We start from the raw sequence: 16,287 nt of genomic DNA, 5'->3' as shown, positions 1-16,287 counted from the left end.
GGGGGTGGTTGGGGGGGCGGGTGCGAGCAACTACCAAGGTGATGCTTAATGTTCTTAAATTGTTGAAACGATTGCTGAAATCGCTTGGGTGGGAATGGCCTAGATCGCGCCGTTACCTTTTCAAGATTTAATCATCCCTAATTGTGATGGTAGGCTGCCCTATCCGTTAATTATGTTAAATTTTTTACTCATTTGAATTTTGTATTGCAATTAACTGGGATGGAGATCTATAGCAAAAAAATCGGGGTGCGATCGTCCTCTTCAAAAGGTGATATAGTCATTTTATCCTAAATTGATTTTTACTGGCGATCCTAGCTGGGGCAATCTTAAGTCTTCACAAGAACTTCACATCTAGCGATCCATAATTTAATAATCTATATTTTCCGTCAATTCAATTGATAGAAATACATACTGTAAGTGGTTAACGTATTATTTTATACTTGCGGTTCTCAAGACAATAGCAAATAGAACTCTTTTCAATCAGCACAAGTGGAATAGTATATGGTTTCTAATCACCAATTTAGTCAACTTAACGATATAGCAGATGGGAATTTTTATCTCGCGCAGCGATCGCAGCTACAAGAGCCACAGACTCAGCGAAAACCGCTGCTAGCTAGCGATATCTACCAAAATGTCGTAGAACTGCAAACAGAGCTAGTTTCTCGGTTTTTAATCGATGGTACTCTCACATTTGTGAATAGAGCTTACTGCCGTTATTTTGGCAAAACGCGCCGGGAATTAATAGGTACAAATTTTTTACTGTTAATTCCCGAAATAGAACGGGAAGAAGTAAAACAGCAATTCCTTTCCCTAACTCCCAGTAATCCTGTCAAAACTTATGAAGGCACCAGTAATAGTGCTAATGGAGAAGTTAATTGTCAACAGTGGACTATTCAAGCAATTTTCGATCCGTTGATGCGATCGGTTGAATTCCAGTCTGTTGCTCGCCACATTTCAGAACAGGGATTAACAGAGCGTAGAACAGAGTTAAAGCACCTTTCGGAAGATATAGAAAGGAAGTCTTATGAACTCAAGCAGATCAAAGAAGAACTGCGAAATATTTATAGCGTTTTAGCTGTAATTGCTAAGGATATTACAGAACGAAAACAAATAGAGGAAAACCTACAAGAAAAGACTCAGCAATTGCAAGCGATTCTGGAAACCATCGGAGAAGGAATTACCCTCAGCGATACAGAAGGCTGCTTTGAAATTTTTAATACCATGATGGAAAAAATCACAGGCTATACTAATGCTGAGGCTAATAGTAGTAAGGATTTTATCAGGTTGCTGCATCCTGAAGAAGAAGAATATAGGGAAGCATGGCAGCGGCTTAAGGAAGTTAGGGAAGAAGGTAAAATTTCGGAAATTAAAACTACTATTCTTACCAAGAATAAACTTAGGAAAAGTCTATTAATATCTACGTCACTTGTGCGTTGTAAAAACAGAGAGATGTTTTTAACTGCCTATCGAGATATCAGCGAAAATCAGCAAATTGAGTCAGCACTTTTGTCAAATGAAGAGCCTTTTCGCCACTTTTTAGAAAATGCTCCTATTGGCATGATTATTTGCGATCGTAAATCTCACATTATCAGTGTCAATACAATAGTATGTAAGATGCTAGGTTATACCGAAGCTGAAATGTTGTCTCTGAATATTACAGATATTAATCAGCTAGAATCCCCAGAAAAAAATCTGCTTTTGAAGGAACAAGATTTGTTAAGAAAATTGCCAATTTATCAACTAGAAAAATGCTTTGTCAAGAAAAACAAAGAATCTATTTGGGTAAATGTAGTAGTCAAATTAATTCGCGATCCACAAGGAGAAACTCTTTATGGTTTTGGCATTGTTGAAGATATCACCGATCGCAAATTACTAGAAGCAATTATTCAAGAGAGTGAAGACAGGTTTCATGCTATTTTTGAGCAATCTGCTGTCGGTATGAGTGCCTTGACACTAGATGATAAATTTTTCCGAATCAATCAAAAATTTTGCGATATAGTGGGTTACACTCACATAGAAATGCTCAGTTTAACTTTTCAAGATATCACTCATCCAGACGATATCGCCACTGATATTATTGATAAACAACGTCTCATGGGCGGCGAAATTTCCAATTACTCAATAGAGAAACGTTGTCTCAGTAAAAATGGAATGCTTGTCTGGGGAAAAATGAGTTTATCCGCAGTCCGCGATCGCACTGGAAAACCACAGTATTTAATTGTTGCTTTTGAAGATATTAGCGATCGCAAACAAGCCGAAGCAGCTCTTCAAGAATCCGAGGCAAAATACCGGGCCTTAATGAATGATGCTGGCGACGCAATTATGCTAGCAGATATGCAAGGGAATATCTTAGAAGCCAATAAAAATGCAGAAGAATTATTGGGGTATAAAAAAGAAGAATTGGTGAAAATGCACGCCAGTCAAATTCATCCTCTGCCAGAGAGAAAAAGAGTAATGACCGAATTTATGAAAAGTATCAAAAAAGGGGTAGCATGGTTGCCCAACACTCTGGTACTTCAAAAAGAAGGTCAAACAGTTTGGGTAGATATTAACTCTAGAGTAGTTGAATGGGGTGGCAGTGGCAAAGTCGTGCAGACAATTTTCCGGGATATCACCTACCGAGTACAACTAGAAAACACACTCAAACAACAAGCTGAAAGAGAACGGTTAGTAAGAGGGATCGCCCAAAATATTCGCGAGTCTTTAAACTTAGAAGAAATTTTAAATACTACAGTTAATAAAGTTAGAGAATTTTTGCAAACTGAGCGTGTAATCATTCATCGGTTTAAAACAGGTGAAAGCGGACAGATAGTTGCAGAATCTATAGCCGATGGTTGGGGTTCAAGCTTAGATTGGGCGATCGGTCATCCCTGGATTACAGAAAATCAACTTTCCAATTCCCCTCAGTTGCGGCAAATTTGCGCCATTGAAGATATCTACACATCTGGTTTAGAACAAAGCCACATCGAGCTACTAGAAACCTTCGAGATCAGAGCAATGTTAGTCATGCCGATCCTGACTGGAGAATATCCTTCTCTACTCTGGGGACTACTAATCGCTCACCAGTGCAGCGGGGTGCGTAAATGGGAACAATTAGAGATCAATTTATTGCAGGAATTAGCAATGCAGTTAGCGCTAGGCATTCAGCAATCACAACTTTACCAACAGCTTAAAGAAGCGAATGTTGAACTGCACCAACTCGCAACAGTAGACTGTCTAACTCAAATCGCCAACCGCCGCCGCTTTGATGAGTATTTGCATCAAGAGTGGTGGCGACTAACCCATGAGCAAAAACCTTTATCTTTAATCCTCTGCGACATCGACTTTTTCAAGCTCTATAACGATGCTTGCGGACATCAAGCAGGAGATCGGTGCCTCAAACAGGTTGCTGCTGCAATCCGCGCTGTACTGAAGCATTCAGCAGATTTAGTTGCCCGTTATGGTGGTGAAGAATTTGCAATAATTTTGCCTAATACTGATGCTATTACAGCCCTTAGTATTGCCGAAACTATCCGTTCTAATATTAAAGATATGCGGATTGTTCACAGAGGTTTAGCACCGGATCGGTACATTACTCTCAGTTTAGGAACTACGACGGTAGTTCCAGGCCCCAAAATTTCTCCTGAGAGGTTGATTGCTGCTGCGGATAGAGCTCTGTACTCCGCTAAAGAACAGGGTCGCGATCGAGTTGGGACTATCGAATGTTGATATTGCTGTAAGTAGAAGGAAGAAGGAAGAAGGAAGAAGGAAGAAGGAAGAAGGAAGAAAAATTTATCCCTTCTTTTCCTTCTTTCCCTAGCCCCTAGCCCCTAACTTATCCCTGCGGTTAATTCTCCCAAAAAAAGAGGCGCGATCGCGCCCCCTAAAATCTCTCATTTCTTACCTTCAAACGGTAACAGCAACCTTCGCTTCCTTCGCAGTCAACCTTTCATAAGTTGCTCGCATCTTCAAACCTACCAACACCTGAAATAACCCAGTTCCATTATTAGAACCTGGATATTCGCGGTGTTGAAGCAACAAGTGAGTCAACTCGCCTTCATACTTTGTAGAAGTCTTGCTCAAATGCTTTTCAATGTAAATCACTTCTTCCAAATTCTCAAACTGACCATCTACTTCCAAAATTGAGACTTCGTGACCGTAATAGGCATCAGGCCCATAGTACATCTTAATCCCAGGATAAGAACAAGTCAGCTTGCGACCGCAAGGAGTCCAGTGAATAGTTGAGCCCTCATCAAACAAATAGGCAGATTCAAAATTCGGAATGCCTTCGCGCTGGATCATCTGCACCCGCAGAATCTTGCGCTCCTTATCATCTTTAATAAGATTAGTTGGCAAGACCTGCACTACAACATCTGCATATTGCTTTTGTGGGTCAATATAGGCCTGAAAATCTGGCTTGCGAGCATTAATCGCAAACAGCACATCTTCATAAGTGTGACCGCGTTCCGACATATCCCGCTGAATTTTCCAGGCAATTTTTACCTCATCACTGATGTCGAGGTAGACGCTGAAATCAAGGAGCGATCGCACCCGCTCATCGTACAGAGGGTGAAGCCCCTCAATCACGATCACATGATTCGGCTCAACGATCTCAGGGGGATCGATAGCGCCGGTTTCGTGGTTGTAAATCGGCTTATTAATCGCCTGACCATTTTTGAGCGCCTTCATTTGCTCAGCCATCAGGTCAAAATTGTTAGCTCTGGGGTCAAGAGCAGTAATCCCCGTTTCCTTGCGCTGCTTGCGATCTAGGCTGTGATAGTCATCCAGACAGATCACCGTCACGAAATCTTCCCCGAACAAATCCGTCAGTCGGCGCAAAAATGTAGATTTCCCGCATCCAGAATCTCCGGCGACACCAATTAAAACCACGCGATCCGGCTTAATGGTCATAATTTCCCTCTAACAAAAAGCACTGTTTACAACTCAAGTTCATATTCCACTTTGATTGGGGCCCGCAGTTGCAACCTTGGAGCTGGAGTGCAGCTTTGCGACCCCAAGGATCAAGCACAAACCAGCATACAGCAGTCTGTTGACCGCTGACTGGGGTATACCCAAACAATTTTTGAGCTAAGTATGAATACTAACTGTGTAGTTGATTTTACCAGAATGGGATCGCCCCTACAACCTTAATATCAACAGAAGGAAGAAGGAAGAAGGAAGAAGGAAGAAGGAAGAAAAAAATTTCCCCATCCCCCTCCGATTAATTGAAAATTAAAAATTAAAAATTAAAAGTTAAAAATTAAAAGTTAAATCTCACAATTTTTAATTTTGCATTTTTTTTTAATTTTGCATTTTTAATTTTTAATTGATTAAGTTGCTCCCCCATCTTCCCCAATCCCCGATCCCCCTCTCAGCTAAAATATTCAGAGCGCATAGACAACAACAGCGGCCAACACTTGACACCAAGCCAGACGGCGAGGGCGATCGGTTAGCGCAAATTTCTTAGTGAAGAGCATCTTAAGAAAAACGTAAATTGAGTCTATCGTCACATTCTCTAAGTTTAGAACTCTGTATCGTGATGGAAAAGCAAGTAATGTATAGTCCCAGCTTATCTGGTGGTGCTGCCAATTCACAATCTGGCAGCCGCACCTTTGTTTATGAAGTTAAGGGTCTGCGTCAGAACGGAGAAACTGATCAAACTAGCTGCCCGATTCGCCAGAGTGGGAGCGTGTTCATCGCAGTTCCTTACAACCGTATGAATCAGGAAATGCGGCGGATAGCTCGCATGGGTGGCCAGATAGTCAGCATCCGACTCCTAAACGCCGAACCCCAAACCAAGGCAAATGTTGCGCCAGAGAATGGGCTACAGGTTCAGAAATCAGGAGAACCAAAGAAGCCAATGACTCAAGCAAAAGAAAAAGTTGATATTCCCGTCAATCTCTACAAACCAGCTAGTCCCTTTATTGGCAAGTGCATCTCGACTGAAGAGCTAGTCAGAGAAGGTGGCGAGGGTACTGTCCGCCATGTCACTTTTGACCTTTCTGGCGGGAATTTGCGCTATCTGGAAGGCCAAAGTATCGGCATTATTCCGGAAGGTACTGATGCTAATGGCAAACCCCATAAGTTGCGCCTGTACTCGATCGCATCTACTCGGCACGGTGACAACCTTGACGATAAAACGATATCGCTCTGTGTCCGTCGGTTGGAGTATAAGCACCCGGAAACTGGTGAAAAAGTCTTTGGTGTGTGTTCGACTTATCTAACCGGTTTGGAACCGGGGGCTGAGGTGAAAATCACCGGCCCTGTAGGTAAGGAAATGTTATTACCTGAAGACCCAGAATCCACGATTATTATGATGGCAACGGGTACGGGTATTGCGCCGTTCCGCGCTTTCTTGTGGAGAATGTTCAAGGAAAATAACCCTGATTACAAGTTCAAGGGTTTAGCTTGGCTGTTCTTTGGTGTTGCTTATACTCCGAATATTCTTTATAAAGAAGAGTTGGAGAAGTTGCAAGCTGAGTTCCCAGATAATTTCCGCTTGACTTATGCAATTAGCCGCGAACAAAAAAGTGCTCAAGGCGGTAAGATGTATATCCAAAACCGGATTCAAGAGAATGCTGATGAGTTATGGGAGTTGGTTCAAAAGCCAAATACTCATACCTATATTTGTGGTTTGAAAGGTATGGAAGGCGGTATTGATGAGGGGATGTCGGCGGCGGCTGGCAAGTATGATGTTAACTGGTCTGACTATCAGAAACAGTTGAAGAAAAATCATCGCTGGCACGTTGAAACCTATTAATTTGATAGGGTGAAAACTTGTTTTGTAGGGTGGGCAATGCCTGCCCTATAATTGTTTTAGAGGATAAATTTTATCGTTGCCTTAGCACCCAGAAAGGGAGATAATTGACATGGTACTGACTGTTAAAGATTTCGAGCAACTGCAAGGTGCTTTAACTGACGCTCATTTGGACTACCAGTTAGAGCTAATAGATGGAGAAATTCATGTTATGGGGTTATCAGATGTTGTATCTAGCTATGTTATTGCTCAATTAGCAAGGCTATTAGGGAATTGGGTAGTACCGCGCCGATTAGGGTTTGTCCTAGAATCGAGTGGTGGATTTAGTCTGCCAAATTCAAATTTACGCGGCCCTGATGTTTCTTTTGTCAGTGCTACAAAACTACAGCGACTCCCGCGCACTTTTGCTAATATTGTACCCGATCTGATAGTGGAAGTTAAATCTTCAACTGATAGACTTAAGCCAACTCGCGAGAAAATCCAAATGTTTTTAAGTTTGGGAACGCAAGTAGGAATATTGGTCGATCCCGATAAAAAGATTTTGGAAGTTTATCGGCTGAATCTGGAAGCTGTGGTGTTAGGTGAAGGTGATATATTGACTGTTCCAGAGTTATTGGAGGGATGGGAGTTGGCGGTTTCTGAACTTTGGCCGCCTGTGTTTGATGAGGAATGAAAGTTTTTTAATTTTACGAGAAGCTTAAATACCAAAATCAGGATTTTGAATAAGAAGCTAATGCAGAAGTATCTTACAATGGTTGTGGGTTAAATGATTTTCTACAGGTTAAAGTCGTGGCTATAAGAATTGGTTTGCTGGGATTGGGGACAGTGGGCGGGGGTACAGCAGAGATTTTGCTCTCTCCCGAAGGCCGCCATCCACTATTACGGGAGTTGGAAATCTATCGGGTGGGGGTGCGCGATCGCACCAAAACTCGCTCTTTACAATTTCCCGAAAATGTGCTTACCACAGACTTAGAGGCGATCGCTACAGACCCAGATGTGAATATTGTAGTAGAAGTAATGGGCGGTTTAGAACCAGCGCGATCGCTAATCCTCAAAGCGATCGCCAACGGTAAGCACATCGTTACCGCCAACAAAGCTGTAATTGCCCGCTATGGCGACGAAATCTTCGCCGCCGCCCAAGAAAAAGGCGTTTATGTAATGCTAGAAGCTGCTGTCGCCGGTGGTATTCCAGTCATACAAACCCTTAAACAATCATTAGGTGCAAACCGCATTCAAACCGTTACTGGCATCGTTAACGGTACAACTAATTACATCCTTACTCGGATGCAAACAGAAGGCGCCGACTTTTCCCAAGTGCTCGCGGATGCACAACAATTAGGCTATGCTGAAGCTGACCCCAGTGCCGATGTAGATGGTTTAGATGCTGCTGATAAAATAGCTATTTTAGCATCCTTAGCTTTTGGCGGACGCATCAAACTAGAAGATATTTATTGTGAAGGGATCGGACAAGTAAGTGCTGCTGATATTGCTTATGCTGAAAAGCTGGGATTTGTAATTAAATTATTAGCGATCGCCCATCAAGATACCCAAACAACTCGCGATCGCGAACTACTTTCCATCAGAGTTCATCCTACCCTAGTCTCGAAAACTCATCCTCTTGCGAGTATAAATGGCGTTTACAACGCTATTTTAATAGAAGCAGAACCCATAGGGCAAGTCATGTTTTACGGACGCGGTGCTGGTGCTGGGCCCACAGCAAGCGCGGTAGTATCAGATATTATGAATATCGCAGCGATCTTGAAAACCGAAACAGTCCCCATTCCCCATCCTTTGTTAAGTTGTTCTCACCAACACTACTGTAAAATTGCTCCAATTCAAGAACTCGTCACCCGATTTTATGCTCGATTTTTAACCAAAGATAATCCGGGTGTGATTGGCAAACTCGGCACTTGTTTCGGCCAACATAATGTTAGCTTAGAATCAGTTGTGCAAACAGGGATACACGGCGAGTTAGCAGAAATTGTAGTCGTCACTCATGATGTTAAAGAAGGTAATTTTCAGCAGGCAATTGATGAAATTAGCCAAATGGAAGGTATACACAGTATTCCCAGTAAACTGCGAGTTCTTTAATGGGTAATTGTTGAGGAGGCAGGAGGTCGAAGGCAGGAGGCAGGAGGGAATCTACCCTTATCTCTCTTTTTCTACTAAATGGAGATAAAAAGTCTTTTGCCTGGCGAGCTTTGGATTTTAGGCATTGTCAATAATTTAGGCTTTGCCAGGCGAAAGCCTTACAAAACAGTTGTTCTAGAAAATCCTTATATGCAGGAATCTTTGCTAGATATGGTAACTGTCCCCGAAGGAGAATTCTTAATGGGAGCTTGTTTAGAAGATAATGAAGCCGAGACTACGGAAGCACCATTAAGAAAAATTTGGTTGTCAACTTTTGCCATTCAGAAAACACCAGTAACCGTAAATTTATGGCAGGAGTTTCTAAACAAAACAGGCTATGACTGGTGTTTCCACGATGAAGTTGCCCAGAGATCCCCTACCAAGCAGCATCCAATTACTTGCGTATCTTGGCATGATTGCTGCGCGTTTGCACGGTGGTTGCAAGATTTTTTCGGAGAAAAGTATGCTTTGCCAACTGAGGCACAGTGGGAAAAAGCCTGCCGAGGGACAGAGGGACAGTTATACCCTTGGGGAAGCGAGGAGCCTGAAGAGTACGACATCCTTCCTCCACCCCCAGAAACTACGCTGCCTGTAGGAACGCGTCAAGATCGGCAAAGTCCTTATGGTTGTTTGGATATGTGGCAAAACGTATCTGAGTGGTGTTTGGATTGGTATGACGAAGAGCTATACAATCATGAAGATGGTGAATATTATCAAACCGACCCAAATGTTACAAAAAATCCTGCTGGCCCAGCAACAGGGAGATGCAAAGTTTTTCGAGGGGGACAAATGATGTGGCAACAAGGCTGGCCGAGATGTAGTTATCGAACCTACCAATACCCTGATTATAGGGCTTTATCATTAGGTTTTAGAGTAGCCCTATCTATCAATTGATTTCCAAAGAATTTATAACATTTTCTGCTGATTTTAGATAATCCGAATATTCATCTTTATTTGCTGTGTAAGTAATGGTATAAGCTCGATTATTCTTGACTGTCCAAACTTGCATTTTCTTGACATTATTTTCTTCTTCTTTAGTAGTAAAAATAACTTTGTGAGCTTTGGTATTAGCAAGCATAGCTGAACCGTCCTCTAAAACCTTAGTATCTTGACCGATCTCTTTTATTTGGGCAATGGATATTTTTGTATATTCATCAAGAGACATAGGCTTTGAAGATAAATCATCTACAGTAACAATAATATCTTCTGGATAAATATCGGCATTGCTTTTCTTAGGTAAGCGAAACGTAACTATATTCGGATCGAAATAACCTTGACGTTCTTTCTTTTCCCATTCTTGAGGATATTTTATACTAAAACCATTTTCAGAATCTTGATAGACTAATAATTTTTCTGGTGTAGTTTGAGGCAGAAATTTGGGAACAATCGCGGCAAGTACGATCGCGGCTCCAACTCCCACACCAATTAAAACTTGTTTCTTTCCCACAGGAAACTTTGTTGGCGTGCGAGGCGGAGTATTCAGTCTAGCTATACGCTGCAAGAGAACTTGCGTGTCTTGAGGACGAGCATTCACAGAGTAAGCCATCATATCATCAATCAAATCTGCTAGCGGCTTCGATACCTCTGGAACTAAAGTGCGCCAAATAAACTTTCCGGCTGGAGAGTTTCCTTCTAAATGGTTTGGTTCCTGACCCGTTAGCAAACAAACAAAACTCCTACCAAGAGCAAAAAAATCAGAACGGGGCTCTGCGGCCCCTTCCATTTGTTCAGGCGGTGTATATCCCTGGGAAAAAATTCTTGTGATCTCGCCTTTTCTTCTTTCCATAGTTTCTGTCACTTCCCGTACTGCCCCAAAATCAATTAATACTAATTGCCCATTAGGGCGGAGCATAATATTAGGTGGCTTAATATCGCGGTGGAAGTAATTTTGAGTGTGGACGAGATGCAAAATTCTAGCCAGTTGTTCCAACCAGTCAATAGCGCGATCGATCTCCAGCGGTTTGTGATTCTGATTTTTTAACCACTGTTGCAAGTTCATGCCTTCAATTTTCTCCATTACCAGACAGTGCAGAGGGTCGCGACTGTTATTCGGTGTAAATGTAAAGTAACCATCTGGCTCTACTATTGGCAACCCCGGATGTCTCAACCTCATTAAAACGTGAGCTTCTTGCTGAAATAGTCGTACACCTGTGGGCTCGTTGTAGGTGAGTACCTTTAAAACTTTAGGGATGCCACTCTCATTTACCTCATAAGTCTGACCAAAGCCGCCTTTCCCCAGGGGGCGGAGTACCCAATACCGTCCCTCAATCACTAATTGAGAGCCGCAGCTTTGGCAAAAGCTAACATTTTCAGGGTTTTGAGGACGGGGGCATTTAGGGTTGATGCAGTAGCTCATGCTGGGGAGGAATTAGCTTTGTAGCAATTTCTTAAACATGGTATAGCATTACTATGCCTTTTAATAGTTGATTTCGGAACAATTTAGAGGGGTGTGCCAATTCGTATCAGAAGATACCCGGTCAATGTAGTCTTTTTCTCCGATCGCACTTGCTTTCCCGACAAACCCATGACGAGTCAAACGCAAAAGAAAACGCATTTACTTAGTAACCCCTATTTAGAACTGAACAATCAGGGGCAGACTTTGCGCTTAGAATTAACAAAAAACGAGCACGTATTGGGTCGCGATCCCTACAAAGCTGACTTACTTGTTCCTCAAGTTTGGCAGATTATTTCTAGCAGTCAAGCGGTTTTGCGGCGAGAAGGGGAAGATTACTGGATTTATGATGGTGATGGTAGCAAACCCAGCACTAATGGGATGTTTGCGCTTCCTAACTTTACGCAAGTCTCTCCTGCAAAAGGTCTGGCTTTAAAACATGAGACAGAATTACGGATCGGTCAAGACCCTAGAAACCAAATTCAGCTAATTTATTTTAATCCTGCTAGCCCTAGTGCGGGTAATTTACCACGAACTGCGATCGCGCTGCGGAATCGTTCTGTGCTCATAGGTCGCGATCGCCACGCTACCTTAAAGCTCAACTCCCCGATTGTATCCCGTCGGCACGCCACCATTGATGCTAACGCTCAGGGGCAATACGTTCTCGCCGATCGCAGCAGCAATGGCGTTTTTGTCAATGGCAAACGGATTAAAAATTCTGTAGTGCTTACTGAAGGCGCAAAAATTCGCATCGGCCCCTTTACTTTAATTTACCAAGCTGGTGAAGTAACCTTAGTCAATCCCGGCGATGCGATTCGTTTGGAAGCAATAGAATTAGTCCGTGAAGGCAAGGATAAAAACAACGAAATCCAGCGTTTACTTAACACCATTTCCCTCGTAATTGAACCAGGGAATTTAGTAGCTTTAGCGGGTACAAGTAATGCGAATCAATCAGTTTTATTGCGTACTTTATTAGGAATTGAAGCCCCCAATCGTGGGGCAGTCTACGCGAACGGTGAAGATTTACGGAAACATTTTGATAGCTATAGTTGTTCGATCGGTTTTGTACCTAAAGATGATGCGCTTCACGGTGAATTGACAGTAGCAGAAGCCCTGATTTATGCAATTAAATTACGCTTGCCTACCGATATCAATGTGGATCAGGTGTTCAAAAAAGTTTTAGATGATATTGAAATGTTTGAACATCGCCATGAATTAATAAATAGCCTCAGTAAGAGCGATCGCAAGCGGGTCAGTATTGGAGTAGAATTAGTAGTAGATCCGAAGTTATTTTTCTTGGAAGAACCGACTTTAGGGCTAGATCCCGGATTAGATAAAAAGATGGTATCGCTATTGCGGAAATTGGCAGACCAAGAGCGGACTGTTATTTTTACAGGTCAAGCTAATGCTAATCTTACCATTTGCGATCGCCTAGTTTTTCTGGGTGGCGGCGGCCATCTTTGCTACTTCGGGCCGCCAGCAGATATTTATAGTTTTTTTGCCATTCACAATCAAGATTTTACTGGCATTTATAGCGAACTAGAAAAAGGTGAATCTATTGTTAGATTGTGGGAAGATAAATATCGCTATTCCAGCTATTACCAGCGCTACATTGCCGTACCACTTAGCCTCAATCCCTCTCAACAACCAGCTAAATTGGCGAAACTATCTAATTCTTCCAGAGGCTCATCTTTCAGACAGTTAATACTACTAATTCAGCGATACTTTCAACTGGCAATCCGCGACAAGATAAATTTTACTACAGTAGTATTTTCGGCTGCTATTTGCCCTATTTTGTTAGTGGGAATAAAAAATACGGAGCCATTTATTTTTACCAATAGTAGCGACTCCCGGCTTGCTTTTTTAGCCCTAAGATTTTTACTGTTTTTTTCATTGTCGGCTATTTTGGTAGGCGTTTCTAGTTCTCTTCCAGAAATTGTTAAAGAACAGGCAATTTTTAAGAGAGAACGTTTAGGAAGCTTAGGATTATTACCCTATCTGATTTCAAAATTGAGCGGATTGAAAGGATTAGCTTGTTTGCAAGCTCTGGTAATGACAGCCGTAATTTTACTAGGCTTTGAACAACCAGATTCAGATATAATTACCTGGCCTGTTGGTTTAGGGATCACTACTTTTTTAACGCTAGTAGCTAGTATGAATTTGGGATTAATGGTATCAGCATTTGTAAGTAATATCGCTCAAACTTATAAGATTATACCTTTAATTTTAGGCTTTCAGATAATTTTTTCGGGAGTATTCTTTAAATTAGATAGTTTGTTTACAATAGAAAGACTAGCCCGTTGGATTTCTTGGCTAACGGTGAGCCGCTGGTCTGTAGGAGCTTATGGCAGTTTAGTAAATGTAAATGCTATGGTGGCTAAGCCGATAGAATTGTCTGATGGAAACTTTTTACATCAGCTATTCGATCCGAGTGCTGTCTATGAGCCAAGTTGGGAAAATCTAGCTCTCAATTGGGGGATTTTGGGGTTGCAAGCAGTTGTTTATTTTGCCCTAACTTTTCTGTTGCTAAAACGTAAAGATATTTTTAGGTAATTGGTTAACTGTTAACTGTTAACTGTTAACTGTTAACTAAGAGTTGGGTTTTACTGCACTTCACCCAACCTAAACTAGCAAGGCTGTTTCAGGCTCTTCATTTTTTAAACTCTCTAACTCATATTCAGTAAGGTTTTCAGACGATAATTTTTACTAAGCGAGTCAAATTATTAACAAGTCCTGTTTTGCTTGCTACCAGAGAATTAGGAAATACGAAAATCGGAAATTGAACCTGAGCAGGAAACAGCCCACCTTGCTAAAAAAGGAGGGGATCTCCATACTATAATCCACCCAAATGCAAACCTCTACTATAAAAGTTCCACGGATCGTAACTCTATCTTATTGTAGATAAACCCCGAATATTAGATGTATCTGGCGGCCGAAGTATAACCAGATTGGTTTACCCGACAATATATTTCAAAGCTATCGATAGTCTAGTTGGGAAGCTCACTCCCAGCAATTAAAGAATTGGCGAAAGCAGACGCAACTTACAGGAGGATCAAGCCTTGTTTTTTCACAAAAAAGAACTAATGTATACGGTGAATATCGACGAGCCTAACCCTCGTTTCGCCCAATTATTGCTAGAACAATTTGGGGGAGCCACCGGAGAACTAACGGCCGCTTTGCAATATTGGGTGCAGTCCTTTCACTGTGAAAATCCTGGGATTCGGGATATGCTTCAAGATATTGCGCTTGAAGAGTTTAGTCATTTAGAAATGGTTGGCAAACTCATTGAAGCTCACACTCAAAAAGTCGATCAAACTGAAGCTTTCAAGAGTACGCTATTTACAGTGCGCGGTATGGGGCCACACTTTTTAGACAGTCAAGGTCAAGCTTGGACAGCAGCTTATATCAATGAAGGTGGCGATGTTGTCCGCGATTTGCGTGCTGATATTGCTGCGGAAGCTGGAGCTCGCCAGACTTATGAAGAGTTGATTAAGTTGGCACCAGATCAAGGCACAAAAAATACCTTGGTATTTCTACTAACCCGTGAGATTTCTCATACCAAGATGTTTATGAATGCGCTTTCGTCGATGGATAAGCTCACAGATCCGATGTTTGGAAATATCCAGCCGGATCAGACTGTGGATCTTTACTTCAATTTGTCTACTAATGGCAAAGACGAGCGCGGTGCTTGGAATTCTGAGCCTGATTTCCGCTATGTTGCCGATCCTACTCCTAAAGGTTAGGTATAGCTGAAGGTAGAAGGTAGAAGGTAGAAGGTAGAAGGAAAATTCAGTAATATGAATGGTTTAAGATAGAATCGCAGGACTTACGCAAAAGTATCGGTAAAGCCGCCAACAAGCGCGGTCAAAAAACCGCCAGGATGGTGGCGTTATCTAAGTAATGCGTAAGTCCTAAATCAACCTCCTGCCTCCTGCCTTCTACTTATCAGTCGAGAATGACATCCCTAATTACCTGTGCAGTTGCGGGCGCTAATAATACGCCATTTCGATAATGTCCAGAAGCAATAATTACGCGATCGCAACCAGGAAGTTTACGAATAATTGGTGCTGGTTGCCCTTCTGGGCGGGGGCGCAACCCCGACCATTTCCTAATAATATTAGCTTCAGCTAAAACAGGACAAAAGGCAATTCCCTTTGCCATCACTTCATCTAACTTAATACTATCCGCTACAATTTCACCCTCACGTAGGGGAAACTCAACGGTTGCACCTACCCAATATTCGCCTTTTCCTAAAGGTACAATATGAACATCATCGCAGGTAATTACTGGCTGAAAATCAGAACCGATCGCGGTATTTTCTAAGCGTAAATGTAACGCTTGGCCTAAGACGGGGCGAATATCGATAGACTGTTTTAAAGATGCTGTCAGAGAAGTTGAACCCAAACCAGCGGCTATAATTAACCAGTCGCATTCTAAGTTTTCTGTTGGTGTTTGAATCTGATAGAAACCTGTAGGAGAAAGGCCGATATCCAAAACAGCGCGCTCGAATTGAAAATCAACCCCTTTCTGCTGAGCAGCAGCAACTAAAGCTAAAGTTAAAACAGTTGGATCTAGTTGTCTGTCTTGAGGGGAATAAATACCAGTAATAATCCCCTCTAAGTTTAGCTGAGGAAAGCGCTCGCGCACTTTTTCTACATCCCAAATCTCCAAATTCCAACCTTGAGACTTGCGAGTTACAGCCAACTTTTCCCAATTGCTCAAATCCTCTCCTTCCAGACAAAGCCTCAAAATTCCATCTCTATTCACAGGAATTTTTTGCCCAGTAATTGCCTCTAACTCCGGTATCAGGGTTTCATAACGCTTGATACTATTTTCCCTTAATTGCCAATTTCTACCCTTAACTTTCTGACTAACAATACCCATTAATACACCGAGGGCGGCCCCAGTAGAAGCTTTGGCGGGTGTTTCTTTGTCTAAAACTGTAATTTTTAGTTCGGGAATTTGGCTGAGTTCATAAGCAATTGTTGCCCCAATTACACCACAGCCAATAATTATAACTCTGCTCATT

General features: G+C 42.1%; 10 protein-coding genes. 7 read left to right on the top strand and 3 right to left on the bottom strand.

Annotated features, from left to right (window positions below; all coding sequences use genetic code 11):
• Positions 1–501 precede the first annotated feature (501 nt).
• On the top strand, positions 502–3,708 hold the full coding sequence (locus PN499_RS26240) for a sensor domain-containing diguanylate cyclase (protein WP_272036072.1): 3,207 nt from the start codon (positions 502–504) through the stop codon (positions 3,706–3,708).
• 177 nt (positions 3,709–3,885) lie between these two features.
• Here the strand turns inward: PN499_RS26240 and PN499_RS26235 are convergent, their stop codons facing one another.
• Positions 3,886–4,890: a phosphoribulokinase gene (locus tag PN499_RS26235; RefSeq protein ID WP_007353376.1), complete on the bottom strand. Its 1,005-nt coding sequence runs from the start codon at positions 4,888–4,890 to the stop codon at positions 3,886–3,888.
• A 643-nt stretch (positions 4,891–5,533) separates the two neighbouring features.
• On the opposite strand from PN499_RS26235, the gene petH reads away from it, so the two are divergent.
• From petH to PN499_RS26215, 4 genes are all read left to right on the top strand, one after another.
• A complete protein-coding gene (gene petH / locus PN499_RS26230) occupies positions 5,534–6,739 on the top strand; it encodes a ferredoxin--NADP reductase (RefSeq protein ID WP_272036073.1) in 1,206 nt (401 codons plus the stop codon).
• Positions 6,740–6,848: 109 nt separating this feature from the next.
• Positions 6,849–7,409, top strand: a complete 561-nt coding sequence (locus PN499_RS26225; RefSeq protein WP_272036071.1) for a Uma2 family endonuclease — start codon at positions 6,849–6,851, stop codon at positions 7,407–7,409.
• A gap of 116 nt (positions 7,410–7,525) precedes the next feature.
• A complete protein-coding gene (locus PN499_RS26220; protein WP_272036069.1) occupies positions 7,526–8,827 on the top strand; it encodes a homoserine dehydrogenase in 1,302 nt (433 codons plus the stop codon).
• A gap of 96 nt (positions 8,828–8,923) precedes the next feature.
• Positions 8,924–9,760, top strand: coding sequence for a formylglycine-generating enzyme family protein (locus PN499_RS26215; protein ID WP_272036067.1), 837 nt, complete (start codon positions 8,924–8,926; stop codon positions 9,758–9,760).
• Here the strand turns inward: PN499_RS26215 and PN499_RS26210 are convergent.
• Complete coding sequence (locus PN499_RS26210) at positions 9,753–11,222, bottom strand: serine/threonine-protein kinase (protein WP_272036065.1); 1,470 nt, start codon at positions 11,220–11,222, stop codon at positions 9,753–9,755. The two genes, PN499_RS26215 and PN499_RS26210, sit on opposite strands and share 8 nt — an antisense overlap.
• 168 nt (positions 11,223–11,390) lie before the next feature.
• Between PN499_RS26210 and PN499_RS26205 the strand changes: the two genes are divergently transcribed.
• Both PN499_RS26205 and PN499_RS26200 read left to right on the top strand, forming a co-directional pair.
• Positions 11,391–13,811, top strand: coding sequence for an FHA domain-containing protein (locus PN499_RS26205; RefSeq protein ID WP_272036063.1), 2,421 nt, complete (start codon positions 11,391–11,393; stop codon positions 13,809–13,811).
• A 506-nt stretch (positions 13,812–14,317) separates the two neighbouring features.
• Positions 14,318–15,001: a manganese catalase family protein gene (locus PN499_RS26200; protein ID WP_272036061.1), complete on the top strand. Its 684-nt coding sequence runs from the start codon at positions 14,318–14,320 to the stop codon at positions 14,999–15,001.
• Between the two features lie 202 nt (positions 15,002–15,203).
• Here PN499_RS26200 and PN499_RS26195 read toward each other — a convergent pair whose 3' ends face one another.
• Positions 15,204–16,286: an NAD(P)/FAD-dependent oxidoreductase gene (locus PN499_RS26195; RefSeq protein WP_272036059.1), complete on the bottom strand. Its 1,083-nt coding sequence runs from the start codon at positions 16,284–16,286 to the stop codon at positions 15,204–15,206.
• Position 16,287 lies beyond the last annotated feature (1 nt).

It is taken from the genome of Kamptonema animale CS-326, assembly GCF_028330895.1.
GTDB classification, from domain to species: Bacteria; Cyanobacteriota; Cyanobacteriia; order Cyanobacteriales; family Microcoleaceae; genus Kamptonema; species Kamptonema formosum.
The sequence above is the reverse complement of the archived record's forward strand: the minus strand, read 5'-3'. Positions and strand labels throughout refer to the sequence as shown.

Excerpts from the sequence above, each read along its gene's own strand:
- PN499_RS26240 (WP_272036072.1), top strand. The coding sequence starts at position 502 with ATGGTTTCTAATCACCAATTTAGTCAACTTAACGATATAGCAGATGGG.
- PN499_RS26235 (WP_007353376.1), bottom strand. The coding sequence starts at position 4,890 with ATGACCATTAAGCCGGATCGCGTGGTTTTAATTGGTGTCGCCGGAGAT.
- petH (WP_272036073.1), top strand. The coding sequence starts at position 5,534 with ATGTATAGTCCCAGCTTATCTGGTGGTGCTGCCAATTCACAATCTGGC.
- PN499_RS26225 (WP_272036071.1), top strand. The coding sequence starts at position 6,849 with ATGGTACTGACTGTTAAAGATTTCGAGCAACTGCAAGGTGCTTTAACT.
- PN499_RS26210 (WP_272036065.1), bottom strand. The coding sequence starts at position 11,222 with ATGAGCTACTGCATCAACCCTAAATGCCCCCGTCCTCAAAACCCTGAA.
- PN499_RS26205 (WP_272036063.1), top strand. The coding sequence starts at position 11,391 with ATGACGAGTCAAACGCAAAAGAAAACGCATTTACTTAGTAACCCCTAT.
- PN499_RS26195 (WP_272036059.1), bottom strand. The coding sequence starts at position 16,286 with ATGAGCAGAGTTATAATTATTGGCTGTGGTGTAATTGGGGCAACAATT.